Consider the following 24,906-nt stretch of genomic DNA (forward strand, 5'->3'; position numbering starts at 1 on the left):
AGTTAATTATTTTTTTGATATCGCTCTGGAAATCACAATCTTTTGAATTTCAGAAGTTCCTTCGTAGATCTGAGTGATTTTGGCATCACGCATCATTCTCTCCACGTGGTATTCTTTTACATAACCGTAACCACCGTGGATCTGCACTGCTTCTATTGTTGTATCCATCGCTACCTGAGACGCATATAATTTTGCCATTGCTCCACTTTCTGAGATATCTTTGCCTTCGTCTTTTTCAGCTGCCGCTTTGTAAACCAGCATTCTCGCCGCCATAATACCCACGTGCATATCGGCTAATTTGAAAGCAATTGCCTGGTGGTTGATGATCTCTGTCCCGAAAGATTTTCTTTCCTTGGCATATTTAAGAGACAATTCGTAAGCACCGGAAGCGATGCCTAGAGCCTGAGAAGCAATCCCAATTCTGCCACCGTTCAGGACAGCCATCGCAAATGCAAATCCAAATCCATCCTCTCCTATTCTGTTTTCCTTAGGTACTTTCACGTCTGTGAACATCAAGGAATGGGTATCACTTCCTCTGATTCCCAACTTATCTTCTTTTTTTCCTACCTGGAAACCTTCCCAACTTCTTTCTACAATGAATGCGTTGATTCCTTTGTGTTTTTTCTCCGGATGGGTCTGGGCAATCACCACATAGTAAGTGGCGTTTCCACCGTTTGTGATCCAGTTTTTGGTTCCGTTTAACAAGTAGTAATCACCTTTGTCTTCAGCAGTCGTTGATTGTGATGTGGCATCAGATCCTGCTTCTGGCTCTGACAATGCAAAAGCACCTATTACCTCACCACTTGCAAGCGGTTTCAGATATTTCATTTTTTGCTCTTCACTGGCAAATTTTTCTATCCCAGCGCAAACCAAAGAGTTATTAACTGACATTACCACGGCAGCTGATGCATCTATTTTGGCGATTTCTTCCATTGCAAGAACGTAAGAAATGCTGTCCAGACCGGCACCTCCGTATTTTGGGTCTACCATCATCCCCAAAAACCCCATCTCGCCCATTTTTTTTACGGCATCGTAAGGAAATTTCTGTTCATTATCTCTTTCGATAACCCCTTGCAAAAGTTCTGCATGTGCAAAATCTCTTGCGGCCTGTTGAATCATTTGCTGTTCTTCTGTAAGATTGAAATCCATAAGTTTTTTATTATATTTTTCGTTCGTAAATATAAACTTTTTGCCAAAAAATCAAAGAAAAATGCGGCATTTTGTTATCTGAGAAAAAAAAATTATATTTACGATAATGTAAATTTAATTTTAACCCGATATTAACAAACACAATTTATGAACGTTAAAAGAATATTTGACTTTTCTGCATTAGCATTAGAAAAATTCCCGAATGAAGACTGTCTTGTTACCAAAAAAAATGGGAAATGGGTTAAAACTTCTACGATGGAATTCGTGAATCAAGGGAACAAAATCTCTCGCGGACTTTTGAAATTAGGGATCAAGCCAGGTGACAAAATTGGTCTCGTCACCTCTAATAACAGAACAGAATGGGCAGTGATGGATCTGGGTATTTCCCAGATTGGTGTTGTAACAGTTCCTGTTTACCCAACAATTTCTGAGGAAGATTATATTTACATCTTCAACAATTCTGAAATCAAATACTGTTTTGTTTCGGATAAAGACCTGTATAAAAAACTGACAAATGCAAAAGCCGAAATCCCCTCTTTGGTAGGTGTTTTTACTTTTGATGATATCGATGGCGCTCCCAACTGGAATGAGATCCTGGATCTAGGTGAAAATGACCTGACACAAGAAGAAGTAGACGATCTTGCAAGGGCTATCAATCCCGAAGACATTGCGACCATCATCTATACTTCCGGAACCACAGGAAAACCAAAAGGCGTTCCGCTGACCCATAACAACCTTGTAGCCAACGTCACGGCAAGCACACCGAGAATACCGAAAGATAAAAGTCTGGATTATAAAGAACTGAAAGCACTCAGTTTTCTTCCGATCTGTCACGTTTTTGAAAGAATGATCTTTTATCTGTACTTAAGTAACGGAATTTCTATCTACTTCGCTGAAAGTATAGAGAAGATAGGAGAAAATGTAAAAGAAGTGAAACCGCATTATATGACGGTGGTTCCGAGATTGATAGAAAAAGTTTACGATTCTATCTATAATAAAGGAACTGCTGCAGGCGGACTGAAATCAAAGATATTCCTCTGGTCTGTAGGCATTGCCGAAAAATATGAGATTGAAAAACCCAAATCTTTGATGCATACCATTGCAGATAAATTGGTTTTCAAAAAATGGAGAGAAGGCCTGGGCGGAAATCTCATCACGCTTGTTTCCGGATCTGCCGCTTTATCAAAACGATTAAATGTCATGTTCCACGCCGCCGGGATCCCGATCTTGGAAGGTTATGGATTGACGGAAACTTCGCCGGTCATTTCTGTCAACAGTTTTGGTAATGTCAAAGCGGGATCTGTTGGAATCCCTCTTGAAAATGTCACTGTAAGAATTGAATCCGACGGCGAAATAGTGGTAAAAGGACCATCTGTTTTCGAAGGTTATTATCAGGACGAAGAAAAAACGAAGGAAGCTTTCACAAGTGACGGTTATTTTAAAACTGGAGATATTGGAATGATAGATGAAGATCATTTCCTCTTCATCACAGATAGAAAAAAAGAAATGTTTAAAACTTCGGGAGGGAAATTCGTTGCCCCTCAAGTCATCGAAAATCTGGCAAAAGCTTCCAAATTCATTGAACAGATAATGGTGGTTGGCGATGGTGAAAAAATGCCTTGCGCGCTGGTTCAGCCTGACTTTAATTACGCCAAAAACTGGGCAGAGCTTCATCACGTTAAGATATCAGATTCTCATAAAGAAATCGCTGCAAATCCTGCGGTGAAGTCCAGAATCGAAAAAGAGATAGAAAATATAAACCAACATCTTGGTAAATGGGAACAGATTAAAAAAATTGAATTGACCCCAAAAGTCTGGTCCATAGATGACGGACTTCTAACGCCAACGCTGAAACTGAAACGAAAAGCGATCAAAGCAGAATTCCAAGATCTCTATGACAGAATGTACAAATAAAACCAAAGCTATCCAATGGATAGCTTTTTTTATAGAATTATTAACAGCATCAACCTTAAGTTTTATTTATATTTGCTTTGAACGTAAGTTAAAAAACTATGGAAGTAAAAAGGATTTTCGACATTCCTTACTATTCGAAAAAAAAATACACGAAGGACGATTATCTATGTGATAAGAGAAATGGGAAATGGGAAAAAGTATCCACAGATCAATATATTGATATCACCAATCAGCTTTCCCGAGCTCTTTTGAAATATGGTTTGAAAAAAGGCGATAAAATCGCTATCATCACCTCTACCAACCGCGTAGAATGGTGTTTCTTTGACCAAGCCGCTTTGCAGATTGGATTAGTTACGGTTCCTATTTACCCTTCCATATCGAGTGAAGATTGCATTTACAACTTAGAAAATTCCGATTCCAAAATTTGTGTCGTTTCAGATGACAAATTGTTTGAGAAGATCAATTCCATAAAAAATCAACTCCCAGATTTGAAAGATATTTTCGCTTTCGATCCAGTTTCTGGTGCAAAAAACTGGAAAGAATTATTGGATCTGGGAAAAGAAAGCGAGAATCAAAACGCAGTGGATGATCTTAGAAATTCGATTTCTGAAGATGAATTAGCGTCAATCATTTACACTTCCGGCACTACTGGCAGACCAAAGGGTGTGATGCTCACGCATAAAAACATCGTTGCTGACGTTCTGGGATGTGAAGACAGAGTTCCGCACAAAGATTCTAAAAACCGGGCTCTGAGTTTCCTTCCACTTTGTCATGTTTATGAGAGAATGATCCTGTATCTCTTCACGATGAACGGCATTTCTATGTATTTTGCAGAAAGCAATGAAAAGCTGAGCGAAAATCTGAAAGAAGTACAGCCACAATACATGACCGTGGTACCAAGAATGGTAGAAAAAGTATTTGACGCCATTCATAAAAGAGGAACAGAAGCGGGCGGAATCAAATCCAAGATATTTCTGTGGTCGCTAAAAGTGGCTGAGAATTATAAGATGGGAACTCCAAAATCACTCTCACATATCATTGCAGACAAACTGGTTTTCAACAAATGGCGAGAAGGATTGGGTGGTCATCTAATCACTTTGGTTTCCGGTTCTGCAGCTTTATCAAAACGCTTGAACACGATGTTCCACGCTGCCGGAATCCCGATTCTTGAAGGCTATGGCTTGACGGAAACGTCACCGGTGATTGCGGTGAATAGTTTTGGTCACACCAAAATAGGTTCGGTAGGAAGACCGATTGAAAACATCGATGTGAAGATCCAAGAAGATGGTGAGATCACCGTGAAAGGACCAACGGTAACGCAGGGCTATTACAAAGATGAAGAAAAAACGAAGGAAGCATTTACAGATGACGGGTATTTCCGGACTGGTGATATCGGCATACTGGATAAAGATCATTTCCTGTTCATCACTGATCGAAAAAAGGAAATATTTAAAACGTCCGGCGGAAAATATGTAGCACCTCAGGTCATAGAAAATTTGGCCAAAGCTTCCCACTTCATCGAACAGATTATGGTCGTAGGTGATGGCGAAAAAATGCCGACCGCCCTCGTACAACCCGATTTTGAATATGCGAAAAACTGGGCTTCCAAAAACAAGATCAACATCGGAACTACGCCACAGGACATTGCCAATTGCAAAGAACTGAAAGACGAAATCCAAAAAGAAATCGAAAAAATAAACGCACATCTTGGCAAATGGGAGCAAGTAAAGAAAATAGAACTTACGCCTGAGATCTGGACAGAAAATAACGGTCTGCTGACTCCTACCCTAAAACTGAAAAGAAAAGTGGTAAAAGAGCGTTTTATAAAGCTGTATGAGAAGTTGTATGACAGGTAATCCAAGATCAATGTATTCCTAGTGAATCACAGCAGCCCGGCTTGAACGGAGTTCTTTTTATTTTTGATGTTTTGGGCGATGCGCAGGCCACAAAAATAAAAAAGCGGGAGTGGAAGGCGGAAGTAGCTGCCCAAAAAATTTAAAAATATATAATGAACATCACGCGACAAGAATTAATAAAAATCTGCGACAGATTCCTGGAAGATAAGATCAGTAAGGAAGAGATGATCCACTTTGCAACATCGGTGATGTTTGATGATGAGGACCAATATGAATGTGAAGATGAGATCGTAGAAGAAATCCTTGCACAGTGGGACAATGTACAGACCCAACATAAAATCAATACGAGAAGTATTCGGTTTCTGAGGGATCACCTCTTGACCATTTGAAACGAAAAACGTCCCAAATTCGGGACGTTTTTTTTATTTTTTCTCTGCCAGTTTGCTCCAAGAATGGAGAATGTAAACGACAATAATTCCTAAAATTCCTGATGAAATAGAAAATAAGAATTTCGTATTCTCATCATCCATAAATCCTGCCTGCCAATCTATTGCGTAAATACTAATTGCAATGGATATGATGAAAATGATCAGGAATACTTTATAAAATGTTTTCATTCTGAGTAAATTTAAAAATGGACATAATTCTGAAATAGCTGTGCAAAGTTAGCGGTAAATAATTTAATAGAGATGGCCAAAAGTATAATTCCGAAAACTTTTTGCAAAACCTGCAAAGAGCCTTCGCCCATTTTTCTCTCTATCCAAGGTGCTAATCTTAAAACAATGTAAACTAAAATGGTATTGAGTACAATGCCGCAAATGATGTTGATATCGTGATATTCTGCTCTTAAAGACAAAGTGGTAGTTAGCGTTCCGGCTCCGGCAATCAGTGGGAACGCAATAGGAACGATAGACGCCGCCTGTGGCTGGTTGGTTTTGTGAATTTCTATTCCCAGAATCATTTCTATAGCGATAATGAAGATCACAAATGCGCCTGCAATTGCAAAAGAATTGACATCTACACCAATGAATTTCAGAATGTTATTCCCGATGAATAGAAATGAAATCATCAGCAATCCCGCGACAATTGCGGCTTTCTCTGACTCTATCTTACCAAACTTCTGGCGCAGTGAAACGATGATAGGAACGGATCCCAATATATCAATAACCGCAAACAAGACCATAAAAGCCGTCATTGTTTCTTTGATTGAAAACTCTTCTAAAAACTCCATAACATTGATTTTAAAGATTTCGCAAAAATATGAAATATTTTTGAAAATTTGCTAAAGTTGATGATAGACTTCTTCTATTTCATTTAAAATTTCAGTTTGATTCTCTTTGGAAGAATACGGGGAATATTTTTCTATATTCACCTTAGCGATCAGCTGATTGTATTTCTCCAACTGATGTAAGCTGAAATTAGATTTAAGATAATCCACAAAATTTAATGAATGTTTGGTTTTGCAATACGCATCAGCATCTGCTTTCAGCTCGTCAAAACCTTGGAAAAATCTGGATGTTTCGCCTTGCTGGATCATTTTTTTTAAGTAATCGAAATGAGAGTCTGCATCAAAAGAGTGGTGATGCTTGAGTAGTGCTTCGGTTTCGGCGATCGTCATAATTGGTCTGGATGCGATCTTCTTTTTTTCCAGTTGCTGTTTCTTTTTGTCTTTAATTTTTTTGTTGAAATAGAGGAAGAGCATCGCACCAAGTCCTACAATGAGGAGATTGCCAAGAATGACTATCCAACTGATCTTTTTGTGCTCTTTCACTTTCAGTTTTTGCGTGCTCATTACCGGAGAGTCTACTTTTTCCAGAACATTGTTGGTGTACTCGTTTACTTTTTGCAAAGTTGTTTTGGCATTGGCAATATCCTGTGCGTTCACAGCATTAAGCGCCAAAAACTGAGGTCCCAATTCAACATATTTTTCTTCATTGGGATCGAAATAAGAAAAATCCTCTGTGGTAATTTTCAGGTCGCCTCTTTTCTTCGGGATGATCACATACTGCGCTTCTACTTCGCCCTCTATGCCCTTTTCGGTTGCAATGGCATTATTGATGATCTTCGGTTCAAAAATCTCATAATCCGGCGAAGGCATTATTTTCGGGACAATGGACGGCGAAAGATTTCCCTTGCCAGAGATTTTCACAGAAATATTGAAAGCTTTGTTGATCTCGAAATTCTCTTTGCTTTTGTCGATCATTTCTATCTTAACATCGTATTTTCCAACGGCATTTTTAAAGTTTTCAGGCGCACCTTCTGGTAATCTCTTGACGTTGAGTCTCGCCCTGTTGGAAACCAATACATTTTTATGATTTGTAAATGGGACTTCCATCCCGGGAATATCCAGTACACCGGATACTTTTGGAATAATGACAAACATCCCGACGATCTGTGCGGAATAATCGTTTTCAGAATCCTCTATCGACTCGTCAAAGTTCGCAATGGAACGGATGGCCATGTTTTTTGTAGGTTCAAACTTTGCGGGTTCTAGATGTCTGAAACTGGAAATATTTCTGGAGAAGGCTTTCAAAATGACAACAGCAGGTTCATCTTTGTACACTTCCCGCTCTTCCAGCTGCATGTTGAGGTACATATTTTTGGCAGGATTATAAGCCAACGGCTTTTTATCTGCTTCTTTTACATAAATATCGATTGGTTCTGTTTTGTAGATCTTCCCATTGATCTTTACCAGCGCAGAGCCGATTTTCACAGTTCCAGTTTGTCTTGGATTGAGGGCAAACTGATACACCATCTGGTTGATCCTGATCTTTTTTACGGGATCTATCAAGGTATTCTGTTCAGAAGAAATTGCGTATTCAAACTTGGTAAGATCGGGAAGCTTCACTGGTGTTTCCTGGATCAGATCCTCACCAAAGATCTCCAAAACTACGGTAAACGTAATGGGACTGTTCACACGGGCATCCTGTGTATTGACCTCAGAGTACAGATTGACCTGAGCAAAGGAAAAAGCCGATGCTAAAAGGAATACGATGTATAAATTTTTCTTTATCATTTACCAATCCTTTTCTTTGCTTTGCGGCATCGCGTTGGATTTTTTGTTTAAAATTCTTCTTGCAGTTTCTTTTTCCCGGTTTTCGATATCTTTCAGGATCTGTTTTTCTGCTTCTTCCGGTATTTTATTTTCTTCTTTTTTCGGCTGATTTGGTTTTCCCTGATCTTTTCCTTTTTGGTCTTCACCTTTGCCGTCCTGCTGATTTTTTTTCTGGTTGCCTTTATCAGAATCATCTTTGTTTTTCTGATCTTGATCACCGCCTTTTCCTTTGTTTTGTTTTTGCTTCTGCTGTTCTTTCTTCTCTCTGTCTTTCAGCATTGCGATCTCATAATTCTTGCGAATAGCCTCGTTGTAAGGATCTTGTTTGAGAGCTTGCTTGTAATAGTCTGCTGCTTTTTCCGGATTATTGGCTTGGATAGATACATTACCAAGGTTATAAAGCGCAGCAGCTTTCTCATATTTGCTTTTGGTAAGGGTTGCTGCCTTCTCATATTCAGCGGTTGCTTCTTCGTATTTTTTGCCTTTGTACAGTGCGTTGCCCAGATTATAGTGGGCTGTATAATTGCTGTTTTTTTCTGCAATGGCCTGCAGATATTTGCTAGATGAGGCATCGTATTCCTTGGCATCAAATTTTTTATTACCCTCATAAACCAATGCATTGTAACTCTTCTGCGCAAGGAGAAACTGCGAGGAAAAAAACAATACAATCAGGCGCAAAGTAATTTTAAAATTCATTGATACAAAAATATTCGTTTTAATGTTAAAATCAATACTTTAAAAGTTAAAGTTGGGTTAAAAATAAGCTTGCTAAAAGCCTTTAAACACAGTAATTTTTAACAGTTTGTTTGCCAATTTAACATAATAAAACCACTAAAAATGAATTTAGTGGTTTTCAAACTTCAATTCAAATGGTCATTTTAGACTCAATTTTACTTTTACTAAAAATAAATATAACACTGTATTACAAATGTTTAAACAAATTCAATTAAAGCCAAATCTACCAATCTTTTTTCTTAAGAATCCAGTAACTTCCTGCAATGAATACGATTGACCAGACAACACAAGCTAATACACTCTCCCACGGGTATTCAAATTTGAACTGCATCCCAAACATTTTCCCCATATTGGTTCTAACTGCAGGGTTAGGAATCAAAGCAGACATACTTCCCAATGGCAGAAAATCTGTCAAATAGGTATGATCCAAGACCATTGTGGCTTTGTTTTTCGGATCAAAATCCTTCATCACGGTAAACTTTTCCAAACCAGACAAAATGCCCTCTCCAAACCAAACCATAAAAAAGCCAAGGAATACGAATATCGATTTTCTAAACAAAATTGATAAAAACATCAGAAATGAAAAGAACGTAAACAACTTTAAGAAGTAATTGAAAATGAAATAGATCTCTTTGAAAACCAAATCACTCGCCTGCGTTACAGAGTAACTTTTTCCGAGAATAAAAGCGATGATAAAAACAAACAAGGTAGAAAAACTGGTAAAAACCAATATCGTCAAAAGCTTTGACATAATGAATTCTTCACGGCTCAAGCCATCAATCAAATTCTGCTTGAACATCCTGTTGCTAAACTCCTGACAAATTGAAAAAACAATAATGCAGCCTAAGAAAATCTTCAGTAATCCTACAATGTAGGTGGTAAAATTCCATACACCGGGAAAATCATACATTCCCTGCTCTTTCAAATTCACCTTAGCTCCTAACACATCAAAATCTACCAATCCAATGAACAACAACGCAGTCAAAACAATAAAGTACAAGGCCGCAAATATCTTAAATGGCTTGTAATTCACATTTTTGAGATATTCTAATTTTAATAATCTTATCATGAGTTGGCGTGTTTTACAAGTTCTAGGAATTGGGTTTCAAGGCTTTCTTTTTTCTTCATCAGGTGCGACAAAAAGATGCCTTTTTCATATAATCGTTTATTAAGTTCTGAAGCCGAAATATCTTCTGAAATCTGAGCAATGACCAACTGGTCTTTTTCTTTCACACTGGAGAAAAGATGCAGCCCAGTCAGAGCAGAAATGAGCGCATTGCTGTCGTCAGACTTCAATTCGAAAAAACCTTTTGTATTGGTCATTGCATCCACCGCTCCGGAATAAATAGCCGTTCCATGCTTAAGAACAATCACGTGACTACAGATTTTTTCGATCTCATCCAAGAGGTGACTTGCAACGATAATCGTTGTTCCGGATTTTGCAATCGAATTTATAATATCCCTAATCTGAATAATTCCCTCAGGATCCAAACCATTGGTCGGCTCGTCCAGGATCAGCACATCGGGATCCGCCAACAAGGCAGAAGCAATGGCCAGACGTTGCTTCATTCCCAAAGAGTAAGATGAAAAAGCGTCCTTTTTCCTTGCTAAAAGATTGACAGTTTCCAAAACCTGGTCTATCCTTTGTTTAGGCACACCTTTGATCGTTGCAACAACTTCAAGATTTTTTTCAGCACTCAGATAAGGATAGAAATTGGGTTGCTCTATGATGGCGCCAATTCTCTTGAGTGTATCGGTATCAGTTCCTTCTTTTCCAAACCATTTCCAGTGACCAGAAGTTGGATTGATTGTCGAAAGCAACATCCCGAATGTCGTAGATTTCCCGCTTCCATTGGGACCCAGCAGACCATAGACATTTCCTTTTTCTACGTCGAAGGAAATATGATTAACCGCAATCTGTTTAAATTTTTTGGTTAAATTTTTTACTTCCAGAATTTTCTCCATTTATTATTTTTTTTTAAAATAGTCTGCAAAAGTTAATTTTAGTTACAGATACCATAATAGAAAAGCCCGAATCGTCGGACTTTTGTTTACCAAATTACACCGCCACACAATCCTAATTTGTCTCTTCTATTTTCTTGGACACAGCCATAGAGGTTACCAGATCATTTAGTAATGAGCTTGCTGCAGTGGGAGAATTCGGTAACAAAACCAGATTCGATCTGTTATTGGCTCCAATAGAATGCAAGGTGTCATAATGCTGCGTCACAACGATCAAGGCAGATGCTTCGTGCGCACTGATTCCTGCTGCATTCAGCATTTTTACAGATTCTTCCAGACCTTTTGCAATTTCGCGTCTTTGGTCTGCAATCCCTTGTCCTTGCAATTTTTTGGATTCTGCTTCCGCTTTTGCAACGGCTACAATTCTGATTCTTTGTGCTTCTGACTCATATTCAGCTGCTGTTTTTTCACGTTCAGCTGCGTTGATCCTGTTCATCGCATGTTTTACCTGATCATCAGGATCGATATCCGTCACCAACGCTTTGATGATATCGTAGCCATAACTTTGCATTGCCTCCTGTAATTCTGCTTTTACCGCCACTGCAATATCATCTTTTTTAAGAAAAACATCATCCAGTTTCAGCTTTGGAACTTCCGCTCTTACCACATCGAAAACATAAGATGTAATCTGATCGTGCGGACTTTCTAACCTGTAAAAAGCATCTGCAACTTGGTTCCTGATGACTTGAAACTGAACAGAAATTTTCATTTTCACGAAAACATTATCAAGTGTTTTGGTATCGATCATGACATCCAGCTGTTGGATTCTGAGATTCATCCTTTTGGAGATCTGATCTATGAAAGGGATCTTCAAATGCAAACCCGCATGCCTGGCCGAATGAAATTTCCCCAAACGTTCCACAAGTGCCGCCGTCTCTTGTTTGACGGTAAAAAAAGAAGCAAAAAGCGTGATCACTCCGAAAAAAACTATAGCGCCTAAAAATATCATAATTTGTAAATTTGTCTAAAGATAGGATTTTTATCAACGCTCACAAAGTCAATCGTAAGATTACGCACTCGCTAATCATTAAGGTTAAAAATTAACGAAACCATATTAAAAGTAAAATATGAGTGAAGATTTATTAAATTTGTTATAAATAATAAATCGAGTATGAAGAAAAAACTATTTTTTGCCGTTGCTGGACTTTTCAGCAGTTCCCTCTTTTTGGCTCAAAACATGACCGTTTTCAACGATGTCCCGTTTTACAGTATGTATCATTATCTGGGCGCAGGAGAAACAATGCCAGCAGAAGCTTATTCACAAATCCCTGCTGGCGCCATCCGCCTCCATGCCTATGAGCAGGATATCATTTCCAGAAAACTAACGGACGCAGAGATTGCGACTATCGGAAGTAGCGTCACCATGAACATCACGCTAAAGGCAGCTTGTGATAATTATGACAGAATTGCCGGCGTGAATCTGGTTTTAGTTCCAAAGGGAAGCGCCTCCTACACTTTCAATCAGGCCAATATAAAACGCATAGAACTCGGACGTTTCATCACGCCTTTTATGAACAAAAATGCGACGATCAAAGAAGTGCCGTACAGTTTTAAAGTGGATCATATTTCCAATATCCCACACGATTTTTCTTTATCCTCACTTTATGACTTCTGGATCGAGTTCCGGGCTGATGGCTATTCTGCAGCTGCCAATACTCAAGTCGCCGGGTGCGCAGACCGAACCGATGTTTTCCGAGGTAACCTAGAATTTGTCACAAGCGGAACAGCTACACCTGCACAAAATTTCTTTTTACCAATCTCTTATCGTGATAATCTCAATAACTACAATGCAACTGATGTTGTGGGACAAACTACCCGAATTGTCACTTTCATTTTGGATCAGCCTGTCGAAAATGTGATTTTGCATTTGACAAGTTCCAATCATGGCTCCAATTCTGCCGGAGAAGAATATGTAAGAAGAGTACATTACGTTTATCTTGACAATCAATTGGTTCACGAATACGAGCCAGGCGGTAAAAACTGCGAAGCCTACAGACCATACAATACCCAAAGCAATGGCATCTATGGCACTGCGCCTAAAACTTTGAGAGCTTGGATTTCTTGGAACAACTGGTGTCCAGGTGATGCGATTCCCAACCGTGAAGTCAGTCTCGGAAACCTATCTGCAGGAACACATACGATCAAATTGGATGTTCCTGACGCCAGGTTTGCTGCCGGACAAGGATATTTTCCTATTTCTATGTACCTTCAAAATAGCACAAGCGGGCAGATAATCTGTGCTGAACCAAGTAATTTTAAGATCACAAATCAATTTGGGCCAACTGTCAATATTGGCTGGAAAGAGAACGGAAATTCTTCACAGTGGGAAACCATCTGGAGCAGAAAATCTGTTTACACGCCATTGTACGAAGACATCCATCAAATTCAAAACACACCTGTAGATTCCAGAAATGATTTGACGACCAACTGGCTTTATGAGATGTATGTAAAATCAAAATGCACAAGTGAGCTGAACAGCATCTGGAGAGGCCCCATATTCTCAACTGTAATCAGGCTGGGAACAGATGAAACTTCTCGGAAGAAAGTATCTGTTTACCCTAATCCAACAAAAGATTTTGTAAATATTACCGCTTCATCAGAAGTAAATAAGCTAACTATTTTCGGTACAGATGGTAAACAGTTATTAGACACAGCTTCTTCTAAAATTGACTTGACACAATTGCCAACAGGCGTTTATATGATGAAAATAGATTTTGCTGATGGAACATCATCGTTTCAAAAAATGATGAAACAATAGATTTCTCATTTATAATCATTAAATTCCCATTTGTAAATCATTGGGGATTTTTGCCCATGATATCTCCACCTTACCAATAGCATTTTTATGTCATGAAGAATTTTGGAATTATCAGCGTCTGCCTATTTGCGCTTTCATGCCACACATATACTCCTATAAAACCGGAATTCTCTCATCTTTCTCAAAAGAACGATATTGACATTCATAAGGTCAATAATTTTAGATTTTTGGGTGGACTCAAGAATTCTCAGGGAAAAATCATGAAAGACAGTTTGATCTACAGAAGCGCTGATCTGCACAAATTAAAATCAAAATCTTTTGCCGATTTTGAAAAACTGAAGATTATCAAAGTCATTGATCTCAGAACGAAACAGGAAATCGGAAAAGCGAAAGATCATTTGCCCAACACTGTAATTTACAAAAATTATCCGGCCTACTTAGATCAAAATAACGAGATGGCGAATGCCAAAAAAAAAGCCCTCAGAGGAAAGATCAGCCAGGGAGACGCCGACAAAAGAATGTTACGATTCTACACAGATTATGTATCAGAAAATCCTGAAGTCATCAAAACCATCATCACAGAAATTCTGGATTCTGACCAACCCATACTCTACCACTGCAGTGCCGGCAAAGACAGAACAGGGATCATCACAGCATTGATCCTGAAAATACTTAAATTTGACCGTGATGTCATCTTTGAAGAATACTTGGTTTCAAATGATCTTAGAAAAAGAGTGATCGATCATAGATTGAGTCTCGCCAATCATTTGCATTTTATCTATCCAAAATTAGACATTGGTGTCATAGAAAAAAGCAGCTGGATAGAGCGGCCTTACCTGACGGCCGCTTTTGATGAGATTGATAAAAAGTACGGCTCTATGGATCAATATATCAATCAGGTTTTGGGGATTTCTGAGGAGCAACGGGAGGTTTACATCCGTAAGTTTTTAAAATAAACAAAAAGAGCAATTCAGATCTTGAATTGCTCTTTTATGATGTTAAAAAATGATCTTTGTCAATTAAGGCTCTACCTGCGTTCTCTCGTCTGATTTAATTTGAAGATCACTATGCAGTTTTTTGTACTTAAACCAAGCTGCCACAGATAATACAATCATATAAGCTAAACTGATGTAAACCCAAAGAGGAAGCGGAATAGGATCTCCTTTTGCATAGGAATGCAATCCTGACAAATAGTAATTCACCCCGAAGTATGTCATTACCATAGAGCAGAAAGCAAACATCGTCATGACATGGAACGTATATCTGCCTCTAAGTCCCGGAACGAGTCTCATGTGGATCACAAATGCGTAGATCATAATAGAGATGAAGGCCCAAGTTTCTTTCGGATCCCAGCTCCAGTAACGGCCCCAAGATTCGTTGGCCCAGATTCCTCCTAAGAAGTTTCCAATCGTCAAAGCCAATAATCCGATATTAAGCGACATCTCGCTTACGATGGCTAATTCTTTCAGTGTTGTATTATTTTGTATTCTGAACGTTTCTTTGTCGGCGATGATGTAGAAAATCAAAGAGATCATCGCAATCAGCATAGACAGTGAAAAGAATCCATAACTGGATGTAATGATCGCCACGTGAACCACCAGCCAATAAGATTTCAGAACCGGAACCAAGGGTGTGATTTGTGGATCCAGTGCGGAACCACCGTGCGCAAATCCCATCATAATCACCGCAACCAAAAATCCGGCTGCAGGTATCAGGGTATTGGAGTTTCTATACAAGGCATATCCTGCCGTAATTCCCACCCAAGAGATGAAGATAATTGCCTCATAACCATTACTCCACGGTGCGTGTCCAGAGATGTACCATCTGGCTACCAATCCTAAAAAATGGAAGACATAACCAACGGCACCGATATAAATCAATGCTTTAATAACTGCATTTAAAATCTGAGTTGGTTTGAACAAGTGTACAAAACCTAAAACCAAAAGCAGACCACCTATGATGGTGTAGAAAATCAACAATTTGAAGTTGATGTCCAGTTTGTTTACCAGAACCTCCAGTTCTATTTTAGTTTCAGAAGGCACCACATTTTTGCCCCATTTCTGCTGATACGCCTCTACTTTTTTGAGTTCCGCGTCTGCTTTTGCCCAGCTTCCGCCTTGGGTCGCCAACAGTACACTAGATAGATATGGACCTAAAACGGACTGTGCATTCTCATCCGATTCAAACGTAGGTGTCATGACAGAACTCCAAGTATGATTTGGATCGTTTTTGACAGGAACTGTTCGGAAATATTGGTAAGACATAATACCATTGAGCACCTGCACCTTGTCATTCAGTTTGATGACAGCTTCATCATATCTTGTTCTTTCAGACGCTTTTTTACGGAATGCATCGTTATAATCATCTTCCAAAACAAAGCGGAGATTTCCGTTTTTGTCTGCAGGAAATAGTTTGATCAAACTTGTAAAACCTTCTTCTGTAGCTTTAGTTTTGATCCTAAGGTCTTTTCCTACTTTACCTGCCGTTTCAATCTTGATGATATTGACCTGCGCCCAGAACATTGGATCTATCGTAGCAGCCAAAAACCACTGATTGGCATCCAGATTTTGAAAAGAAGAGCGTAAAGTTAGTTTATGTAAAATATCAAGAGCCTGTGTATTCGCAGGAACAATACGACCTTCATAATTTTGAACCAAAAGAGAACCAAATTTGTCTGCGTGTTCTTTGTTGATTTCGATGTTTTTCACCATCGCATCTGCGTCTATTACTGCCGGATTTTTGTTCGGAGACGTTGGTTTTGCTTCAGTGTGAGAATGCCCTTCGTGGCTTCCGTCTTTGCCGTGCATATCAATTTCCTGAGCATGAAGTCCGAAACTTAATAACAGTAAAACAATAGCCGTCGCTTTTTTCTTACTAATGGTTTTCAGCATTTGGTTGAGACTCCAGAATCGGGATCCTTTCCAGAACATTGTTACAAACATCCCGATGAATAAGAATGCATAACCGATGTAACTGATCAGCGTCCCCCAGAAATCGTGATTCACAGAAAGAACGGTTCCTTTTCTGTCCGGATCAAAACTAGCCTGGAAGAATCTGTAACCTTTATAATTAAGAACGTGATTCATATAAATATGATAAGGCGTTTCCTTGCCTTCATCCACGATTTTGACGTGAGATTCATAAGCAGAAGGCGACGAACTTCCCGGATAGGTTTCCATCACAAATTTTTCTAATTTTAAGGCGAAAGGCTGCGTGAAATAAATCTTCGGACCGAATCCAAGCATAATGTCCAACCCATCTATTTTGATCTGCTTATAATTATTTGGATTTCCTTTTTCTACCACCAGATCAACCAATTGTTTTGTTTTTGGCCCTGCGATTTCTACTCTTAACAGATCCGGAACGTCTTTGTCTTTTTGTTTATCACCTTCGTAACTTACCAGCTTACCTTGTTTCGTTCCTTCAGGAATGACCAGTTTCAATTGATCGATGGTATAAAGACTTCTCAGCACCAAAGGCTGGAACACTTCTTTTGTAGTGGTTCCTGTCGCTTTGGTAGCCATCGTCATAAAAGCTCCGTCAACAGGTGTTTTGATGTAAAGTTGCCCGTTTTTCTTTTGGAATTCTACAGCACCTGCAATCGCCGTTCTGTTATAACTGACCAAAGTTCCGTTGATATTCTGAACATCGCCCTGCGCCAAATAGATATTTTGACGGCCACCCATATCGCTTGTGGAAACCAGATGCAGATATTCTTTTCCGCTTCCTACGACCAGACTATCTTTTTTTCTTTGAATATAGTCTAACGCCTTCACCACAATTTTTTCTTTTCCTAAGAAATCATAAGTCGCCTGAAAATCGTAATGAAGAGGCGACATCAGGTATGGCACATCTCTGTAATTCTGCTGTTCTCCTTTTTCCTCGATCTTAATTTTGAAAAAATGTTTGTCGGTGATGATCTCATTATTGGTTTCGCCTTCACGGATGTGCATCGTCCCTTCAAAACTGATATAACGAGTGATTGCACCACCAATAAAGATCAGAACAAAAGCCAGGTGAAATACCAAAATTGGCCACTTTTCTTTTCTAAAAAGCCTATATCTACTAATGTTTCCAATGAAATTTAAAATCAATAGAAACATCACGGCTTCAAACCATTTGGCTTCATAAATTAATGCCTTTGCAGTTGGCGTTCCGTAATCATTTTCGATAAAAGTGGCAACCGCCATAGAAATAGCGAAAACCATTAGCAGAAGAGCCATCGTTCGCGTGGAAATAAGAATATCCTGAATCTTTTTCATTCTGAAATTTAATAATTCACAAAAATAAGGATGATATTTTGATTGGGCGAATGAAAAGCAGTATTTATGATTTTATTCAGACTCATTTCATAGAAATTATTAGAAAGGTGAATTTTCTATCACATCAGTACTTTTTTTTAAAGCCACAAATTGCATCCATGTTCAGTTGACAATTTCCGCCTTTGCGATAAAAAAAATTCTTTCAAACAAAACACCCGCATAATTTTTAACAGAAAGAAAAAACCTTAAATTTGCATCTATTGTCGATTTTTAAAATGAATAAGGAACAAAATAACAACGCTGCCGGGAGCAAAATCATCTCGAAACCAAGAATTATTTCTGGAATCACCTTCATCCTATTGTCCATTGTACTCTCGCTGTCTTTCGTATCATATCTCATGAATTGGAAAGCGGATCAAAGCCAAGCAGGAACTATGGCTGACAAAACTGTACAATCTTCCAATGTTTTTGGAAAGATCGGCGACTGGCTGGGGAATCTTTTTATCTTCGAAAGTATTGGTGTTGCAGCGTTTGTGGTGGCCTTTTTGTTTTTGGTCTTTGGCACTTTGATTTTTAAGAAAACTTATTTCAAACCTTGGAAAACCATTTCGCACAGTTTATTTTTCATCTGTTGGACACCTATTTTCTTTGGGGCACTCACTGGTGGAGAAGGTGTTCTGGGTGGTGTTTACGGCTATCAGATTATGGATTATCTGAAATCTTACATCGGTTCTTTTGGACTTTGGATGGTACTTCTGGTCAGTTTTGCCCTGTATTTTGTGTTGGAATTTAATTTAAGACCCAGTTCTATTAAAAATAAACTGAATGACATTAATGATCAGACATTCGGAAAACTGAAAGGTCTGATGCCGGATTCTGCAGAAGAATTCGAAGCGGATGAAGAACTGGAAAAAGAAATTGCGCCAGAAAAATTAGCCGTCAATGAAACGCCTGTAAAAATGGAAAATGATTTCAGTAACATCAAGGTGACTCAGGATATTGAGCCCATCAAAACGCCTAACAAAACCACTTTTGTAGAAGAAATCACAGTGACTCAGCCAGAACCCATCGTTTTATCGAAGGAAACGCCGGTGCAAAAACCAATTGCGGAAAAGCCCGTCACAGAAACGCCACTTGCAAAACCTGCTGATGATATTACTTTAAATATTGAAGTCAAAAAAGAGGAAATCTACGTTCCGAATGCAGAGCAACAAAAATCAGACGAGCTTGTCAGCAAACACGGATTGTACGATCATAAATTAGATCTTGCCAAATTCCAAATGCCTTCTGTCGATCTTTTGAAAGATTATGGAAACGAAGAAATCACCATCAACCACGACGAACTCGAAGAAAATAAAAACCGAATTGTTGGCTTGCTAAAAACCTTCAACGTTGGGATTTCTGAAATCAAAGCAACGATAGGACCCACGGTGACACTTTACGAAATTGTACCGGAAGCGGGAATCCGGGTTTCTGCCATCAAAAAACTTCAAGATGATATTGCTTTAAACCTTTCCGCTTTAGGAATTCGTATCATCGCACCAATGCCGGGGAAAGGCACCATCGGAATTGAGGTTCCAAGAAAAAATCCGACCATGGTTTCTATGAAATCTGTGATTGCTTCACCGAAATTCCAGACAGCAGATATGGATCTGCCTATCGTTTTTGGAAAAACCATTTCAAACGAAGTTTTTGTCGCCGATCTTGCAAAAATGCCCCACCTTTTGATGGCTGGTGCAACGGGACAGGGAAAATCTGTTGGAATCAATGCCATCCTGACTTCTCTTATATATAAGAAACACCCGAGCGAACTGAAGTTCGTCATGGTAGATCCTAAAAAAGTAGAATTGTCGTTATATTCAAAAATCGAAAGACATTACTTGGCAAAACTGCCTGACACAGAAGATGCGATCATCACAGACAATGCAAAAGTAATTAATACTCTGAACTCGCTTTGTATCGAAATGGATCAGCGGTATGATCTTTTGAAAAATGCTTTTTGTAAAAACATCAAGGAGTACAACGCCAAATTCTCTCAAAGAAAACTGAATCCGGAAAACGGACACCGCTATTTGCCATACATTGTTTTGGTGGTGGATGAGTTTGCGGACCTTATCATGACCGCAGGAAAAGAAGTTGAACACCCCATTGCCCGTCTGGCTCAATTGGCGAGAGCCATTGGAATCCACTTGATCGTTGCGACACAAAGACCTTCTGTAAACGTCATTACTGGTATGATCAAAGCGAATTTCCCTGCAAGGATTGCTTTCCGAGTTATTTCTGGCGTCGATTCCAAAACTATTTTGGATTCGCCTGGCGCAGAACAATTGGTTGGACGTGGTGATATGCTGTATTTCAACGGAAACGATTTGACACGTTTGCAGTGTGCCTTTGTAGATACACCGGAAGTGGAGAGAATTGCAGAATTTGTAGGTGAGCAGAAAGGTTATCCGGACGCTTATCTTCTACCGGAATACTCCAGCGACGAAGGCACTTCTACAGTTGGCGCTTTTGACCCAAACGAGAAAGATCAACTTTTTGAAGATGCAGCAAGAATCGTCATTTCGACACAACAAGGTTCAACATCAATGCTTCAAAGACAGCTTAAATTGGGATACAACAGAGCCGGCAGAATTATGGATCAGTTGGAAGCAGCTGGCGTAGTGGGCGGTTTCAACGGAGCGAAAGCGAGAGAGGTGTTGATCTCTGATCTTCATTCTTTGGAAAGGTTGTTTGATGAGTTGAAAGGGAGATAATCAAGATTAATTTAATATATAAACGCTAAATATTTTTAGCGTTTTTTCTTTTGATTCATTACAATTTCAGACATTTATAATTAAGTAAAACCTTATTCAGAGACATCAGATGACATTCAGAATTAAAAATAAAAATATTAAAAAACGATACAATTACATGTCCACACACGAACTACTCTACAAAGCCATAAAAATCGCGACCAAAGCACACAAAAAACAAACCGACAAATACGATGCACCATATTTGGGTCACGTTTTCCGGGTGATGAATGCCGGAAAAACCATCGATGAAAAAATCGTCGGCGTTCTGCACGATGTGGTAGAAGACAATCCTGAATTCCCATTAGAATTTCTCCGTGAAAAAGGTTTCCCGGAACACATTCTGGAAGCGGTAGAATGTCTCACAAAACGTGAAGAAGAACACATTGATTATGATGCTTTCGTTGCCAGAATCGAGAAAAGTCCATTGGCAGTTGCTGTAAAACTGAATGACCTTCGCGACAATATGGATCTCACGAGATGTACAACATTACTGGAAGAAAAAGATCTGAAACGCTTCAACAAATATCTGAAAGCCTATCTGTATCTGATAGAGAAATATTAAAATCATTAAACCACATAGGCACATAGATTCTCTTGCAGCTATCATAAAAAGGTCAAATAAAATATTTTCCATTTGACCTTCTTTTTTTAAACTGTGTTCCTATTTGGTAAAAATCAATCCACCATCGGAATTACAATATCTTTCTCGTCATCGGTTCCATCAATCGTGAAGTTGAGCGCAAAATAAAGAAAATGAAAATTATCATTCCCCTTCAACGCAAATTCCCGCTGAAACATATAGCCTGAAGTCACAGATAAGTTGTTATTGAACTGGTAACCAAAACCGGCAAAAGTCCTATTACGCTTCAAAATCGGGTCCTTTGATCCAAAGAACAATTCTTCAAAAGCATTCACAAAAAGCGTTTTTTCCTGCACTTTATCTTTATTAATCGGTAAGGTGGCGCTAAGTCTGTATCGGAAACGGTTGGCCTCGGTACGTTCGCCCGTTTCGTTGGCATAGAAAAACCGATGTTCTGCCCTACCCCTGTGATCCAGCTTCAGCCTCCCGAACCGCTGCGTAAAAGAATATTGCAGCCATATCCGGAATTCTTCCTGCGTGATTTTCATTTTCTCATAAGTCCCATAGCGGCCTACACCTAAAAAAATCTGATTGTTTTTTGTGATATTGTAACCCACACCACCTTTGGTCTCATAATAGTCAATCACCGTGTAATCCCTTCTCGCTCTGGTCTGCAACTCTGTGTAAACCATCCATTTCGGATCTATTTTATACGTAAAAGATATCATATTGAACCCCGAAAGATGATCTTGTCCAAAGGCAAAACTGCCTATAAAAACTAATAAAAATGCAAAATTTTTCACGGCACAAATATAATCAAATCACAGATTAATTCGGATGCTTTTTTGGGCGTAACCCTTTGTTTTTGCTAACACCTTTAGATTTTTAAATAGCATTTCCAGATCAGCAAAAACAAATGGTCGGGCTGTTCGTTCCTATCTTTTTGTCTACAGTGCTTTGTAACAGAATCGACTATATGTCCAAGACAAAAAGGATAACCACTTCCATCCCTTACGCAATTTGGTCAACAAAAAAACCTTTCAACAGAATTGAAAGGTTTTATAAAATATTTCGAACAAGTTTTTATCCCAGTAAAAGCGTCAATGGACTTTCCAGGTAAGTTCTCAACGTTTGCAAGAACTGTGCACCAGTTGCGCCATCAATGACTCTGTGGTCACAAGCCAATGATAATTTCATGGTATTTCCTACGACGATCTGTCCGTTTTTCACGATCGGTTTCTCAACGATTGCGCCTACAGATAAAATTGCAGAATTAGGTTGATTGATGATCGACGTAAACGTCTCGATCCCAAACATTCCAAGATTAGAAACAGAGAAAGTAGAACCTTCCATTTCGTTAGCTTTCAGCGCTTTTGTTTTCGCTCTTCCTGCCATATCTTTTACAGAGGCTGAGATGTCGTTATAACTCATAAAGTCTGTATTCTTCAGTACCGGAACGACTAATCCATCCGGAACAGCTACTGCTACCCCAACGTTGATATTCCCGTGGTGGATGATCTTGTCACCTGCCCAGGAAGAATTCACCTGTGGATGTTTTCTCAGCGCTACTGCAACCGCTTTGATCACCATATCGTTGAAAGACACTTTGGTATCTGGCACAGCATTCATTTCCTTTCTCGCTTCGATGGCCTTATCCATGTTGATCTTAACAGTCAGATAATAGTGTGGCGCAGTGAATTTACTTTCACCCAATCTCTTCGCGATGATGTTTCTCATTTGAGAATTAACCGTTTCAGAATCTTCACCCGGCGTAAATGCTACACTTGGCTGAGCAGAAACCGCTTTCGGAGCTGAAGCTGCTGCTGCTGCTGCTGGCTGTGCAGACGGCTGATAATTTTCAACATCCTTTTTCACAATTCTTCCGTTTTCACCAGAACCTTTGATGGCGGAAAAATCTACACCTTTATCTTCAGCAATTTTTTTTGCTAAAGGAGAAATCGCGATTCTTTCACCTACAGAAGATGCAGCCACTGGTGCTTCTTCCTTTTTCTCTTCAGATTTGGTTCCGGTTGTAGCTTCTACTTTCGGAGCAGCCGCTTTTTTGCCGCCACCGGAAACAATGCTGGAAACATCTGTTCCTGCAGGGCCAATGATTGCCAATATTTTATCAACTTCCGCAGCATTACCTTCGGCAACACCTTGGTATAATAAAGTTCCGTTCACTTCAGATTCGAAGTCCTGAACAGCTTTGTCAGTTTCAATTTCAGCAAGGATATCACCTTCTTTTACAGTATCACCCACGTTCTTTTGCCATTTGGCAACTTTACCTTCGGTCATTGTATCAGAAAGACGAGGCATTGTGATCACCTCTACACCTTCTGGGATATCAGAAGATGAACCTTCGTCAGCAGTTTCTACAGCTGTAGATTCGCCTTGCGTTTTGGATTCTTCTTCAGATTTGGTTTCAGAAGTTTCAGTTTTTGCACCGCCACCAGTCAAAGACGAAATATCTTCTCCCGCTTCGCCGATAATTGCCAAAATAGAATCTACCGGTGCAGCTGCGCCTTCTTCTACACCTACGAATAGAACTGTTCCGTTGATTTCAGATTCGAAATCCTGAACTGCTTTATCTGTTTCGATTTCTGCAAGAATATCACCTTCCTTCACAGTGTCACCAACTTTTTTGTGCCATTTTGAAACTTTGCCCTCCGTCATCGTATCCGACAAACGGGGCATCGTAATTACTTCTGCCATAATTTTTTTATAAAATTAATTATTTTCTAATTTGTTGATGAACGGATAATCCGGCGTGGAATAGACATAATCGTAAAGTTTAGAAGCATCCGGATACGGAGATTCCTCCATAAACGCAACGCATTCTTCTACGAAATCTCTTGATTTTTCTTCCAAAGCATCCAATTCTTCTTGAGTTGCCCAATTGTTTTCAAAAATTCTGTGTTTCACAATCTCGATTGGATCTTCCAATTTATATTGCGCCACTTCATCTTTGGATCTATAAGGTTCTGCATCTGACATAGAGTGACCTCTGTAACGGTATGTTCTAGCCTCTATGAAAGTAGGTCCGTCTCCTCTTCTTGCTCTTTCGATAGCTTCATAAGCAGCTTCAGCCACTTTTTCAGGATCCATCGCATCTACAGGAAGACAAGGCATCTCATAACCTAATCCTAATTTATAAATATCTTCGTGATTGGCAGTTCTTTTTACAGAAGTTCCCATTGCGTAACCGTTGTTCTCACACACGAATACCACAGGAAGTTTCCAGTTCATTGCCATATTGAAAGTCTCGTGTAATGCACCCTGACGTACCGCACCATCACCCATGAAACAGATGTTAACGGCTTTTCTATCAAAATATTTGTCTCCAAAAGCGATACCAGCACCCAAAGGAATCTGACCTCCAACGATACCGTGTCCACCATAAAAACGGTGTTCTTTGCTGAAAATATGCATAGAACCTCCCATTCCCTGAGATGTTCCTGTAGCTTTTCCGCAAAGTTCTGCCATAATTCTTTTTGGATCTACGCCCATCGCCATAGGATGGATGTGACATCTGTATGCCGTGATCATACTGTCTTTGGAAAGATCCATCGCGTGGGTAAATCCAGCGGGAATCGCCTCCTGACCGTTATAAAGATGTAAAAAACCTCTGATTTTTTGTTTTAGATAAAGAGAGCGGCATTTGTCTTCAAACCTTCTCCACATCGTCATTTCTTCATACCATTTAAGGTAGACTTCTTTAGAAAATTCTTTCATTGTAATTTCGAAATATGTAGCAAAAATAAGAAAAAAAATCTT

Annotated in this window: 19 protein-coding genes; 7 read left to right on the forward strand and 12 right to left on the reverse strand. The window is 39.2% G+C overall.

The window, feature by feature from the left end:
• Window positions 1–6: 6 nt before the first annotated feature.
• Entirely contained in the window at window positions 7–1,149 is a 1,143-nt protein-coding gene (locus F564_RS0109250) for an acyl-CoA dehydrogenase family protein (RefSeq protein WP_028122398.1), read from the reverse strand.
• Between the two features lie 147 nt (window positions 1,150–1,296).
• On the opposite strand from F564_RS0109250, the gene F564_RS0109255 reads away from it, so the two are divergent.
• From F564_RS0109255 to F564_RS0109265, 3 genes are all read left to right on the forward strand, one after another.
• Window positions 1,297–3,063, forward strand: coding sequence for an AMP-dependent synthetase/ligase (locus F564_RS0109255; RefSeq protein WP_028122399.1), 1,767 nt, complete (start codon window positions 1,297–1,299; stop codon window positions 3,061–3,063).
• Between the two features lie 98 nt (window positions 3,064–3,161).
• A complete protein-coding gene (locus F564_RS0109260; protein ID WP_028122400.1) occupies window positions 3,162–4,919 on the forward strand; it encodes an AMP-dependent synthetase/ligase in 1,758 nt (585 codons plus the stop codon).
• Window positions 4,920–5,071: 152 nt separating this feature from the next.
• Window positions 5,072–5,308: a hypothetical protein gene (locus F564_RS0109265; RefSeq protein ID WP_028122401.1), complete on the forward strand. Its 237-nt coding sequence runs from the start codon at window positions 5,072–5,074 to the stop codon at window positions 5,306–5,308.
• A 33-nt stretch (window positions 5,309–5,341) separates the two neighbouring features.
• On the opposite strand, the gene F564_RS0109270 is transcribed toward F564_RS0109265, so the two are convergent.
• The 7 genes from F564_RS0109270 to F564_RS19010 all read right to left on the reverse strand — a co-directional run bounded on the left by F564_RS0109270 (window position 5,342) and on the right by F564_RS19010 (window position 11,680).
• On the reverse strand, window positions 5,342–5,536 hold the full coding sequence (locus tag F564_RS0109270; protein WP_028122402.1) for a hypothetical protein: 195 nt from the start codon (window positions 5,534–5,536) through the stop codon (window positions 5,342–5,344).
• A gap of 11 nt (window positions 5,537–5,547) precedes the next feature.
• Complete coding sequence (locus tag F564_RS0109275) at window positions 5,548–6,150, reverse strand: MarC family protein (protein ID WP_028122403.1); 603 nt, start codon at window positions 6,148–6,150, stop codon at window positions 5,548–5,550.
• A 51-nt stretch (window positions 6,151–6,201) separates the two neighbouring features.
• Entirely contained in the window at window positions 6,202–7,935 is a 1,734-nt protein-coding gene (locus F564_RS0109280) for a BatD family protein (protein ID WP_028122404.1), read from the reverse strand.
• A complete protein-coding gene (locus tag F564_RS0109285) occupies window positions 7,936–8,670 on the reverse strand; it encodes a tetratricopeptide repeat protein (protein WP_028122405.1) in 735 nt (244 codons plus the stop codon).
• Between the two features lie 262 nt (window positions 8,671–8,932).
• A complete protein-coding gene (locus tag F564_RS0109290) occupies window positions 8,933–9,778 on the reverse strand; it encodes an ABC transporter permease (RefSeq protein WP_028122406.1) in 846 nt (281 codons plus the stop codon).
• Window positions 9,775–10,674: an ABC transporter ATP-binding protein gene (locus F564_RS0109295; RefSeq protein WP_028122407.1), complete on the reverse strand. Its 900-nt coding sequence runs from the start codon at window positions 10,672–10,674 to the stop codon at window positions 9,775–9,777. Before F564_RS0109295 ends, F564_RS0109290 begins: the two co-directional genes overlap by 4 nt.
• A 112-nt stretch (window positions 10,675–10,786) precedes the next feature.
• Window positions 10,787–11,680 (reverse strand): SPFH domain-containing protein, encoded by an 894-nt coding sequence (locus tag F564_RS19010; RefSeq protein WP_034981212.1) that lies wholly within the window; start codon window positions 11,678–11,680, stop codon window positions 10,787–10,789.
• Between the two features lie 162 nt (window positions 11,681–11,842).
• On the opposite strand from F564_RS19010, the gene F564_RS19930 reads away from it, so the two are divergent.
• Together F564_RS19930 and F564_RS0109310 are read left to right on the forward strand one after the other, a co-directional pair.
• A complete protein-coding gene (locus F564_RS19930; protein ID WP_051259626.1) occupies window positions 11,843–13,489 on the forward strand; it encodes a peptide-N-glycosidase F-related protein in 1,647 nt (548 codons plus the stop codon).
• A gap of 92 nt (window positions 13,490–13,581) precedes the next feature.
• Window positions 13,582–14,445: a tyrosine-protein phosphatase gene (locus F564_RS0109310; protein WP_028122408.1), complete on the forward strand. Its 864-nt coding sequence runs from the start codon at window positions 13,582–13,584 to the stop codon at window positions 14,443–14,445.
• 63 nt (window positions 14,446–14,508) lie between these two features.
• On the opposite strand, the gene ccsA is transcribed toward F564_RS0109310, so the two are convergent.
• A complete protein-coding gene (gene ccsA, locus F564_RS0109315; protein WP_028122409.1) occupies window positions 14,509–17,751 on the reverse strand; it encodes a cytochrome c biogenesis protein CcsA in 3,243 nt (1,080 codons plus the stop codon).
• A gap of 275 nt (window positions 17,752–18,026) precedes the next feature.
• On the opposite strand from ccsA, the gene F564_RS0109320 reads away from it, so the two are divergent.
• Together F564_RS0109320 and F564_RS0109325 are read left to right on the forward strand one after the other, a co-directional pair.
• Window positions 18,027–20,507, forward strand: coding sequence for an FtsK/SpoIIIE family DNA translocase (locus F564_RS0109320; RefSeq protein WP_028122410.1), 2,481 nt, complete (start codon window positions 18,027–18,029; stop codon window positions 20,505–20,507).
• 157 nt (window positions 20,508–20,664) lie between these two features.
• Window positions 20,665–21,111, forward strand: a complete 447-nt coding sequence (locus tag F564_RS0109325) for a phosphohydrolase (RefSeq protein ID WP_028122411.1) — start codon at window positions 20,665–20,667, stop codon at window positions 21,109–21,111.
• Between the two features lie 113 nt (window positions 21,112–21,224).
• On the opposite strand, the gene F564_RS0109330 is transcribed toward F564_RS0109325, so the two are convergent.
• The 3 genes from F564_RS0109330 to pdhA all read right to left on the reverse strand — a co-directional run bounded on the left by F564_RS0109330 (window position 21,225) and on the right by pdhA (window position 24,864).
• A complete protein-coding gene (locus tag F564_RS0109330) occupies window positions 21,225–21,857 on the reverse strand; it encodes a DUF2490 domain-containing protein (RefSeq protein WP_084406803.1) in 633 nt (210 codons plus the stop codon).
• Between the two features lie 355 nt (window positions 21,858–22,212).
• Window positions 22,213–23,844: a pyruvate dehydrogenase complex dihydrolipoamide acetyltransferase gene (locus F564_RS0109335; RefSeq protein WP_028122413.1), complete on the reverse strand. Its 1,632-nt coding sequence runs from the start codon at window positions 23,842–23,844 to the stop codon at window positions 22,213–22,215.
• A gap of 15 nt (window positions 23,845–23,859) precedes the next feature.
• The gene (gene pdhA, locus F564_RS0109340; protein WP_028122414.1) at window positions 23,860–24,864 is read right to left on the reverse strand and encodes a pyruvate dehydrogenase (acetyl-transferring) E1 component subunit alpha; all 1,005 of its coding nucleotides are present in this window, start codon (window positions 24,862–24,864) and stop codon (window positions 23,860–23,862) included.
• Window positions 24,865–24,906 lie beyond the last annotated feature (42 nt).

It is taken from the genome of Epilithonimonas tenax DSM 16811 (assembly GCF_000428485.1).
In the GTDB taxonomy this organism is placed as follows: Bacteria; Bacteroidota; Bacteroidia; order Flavobacteriales; family Weeksellaceae; genus Epilithonimonas; species Epilithonimonas tenax.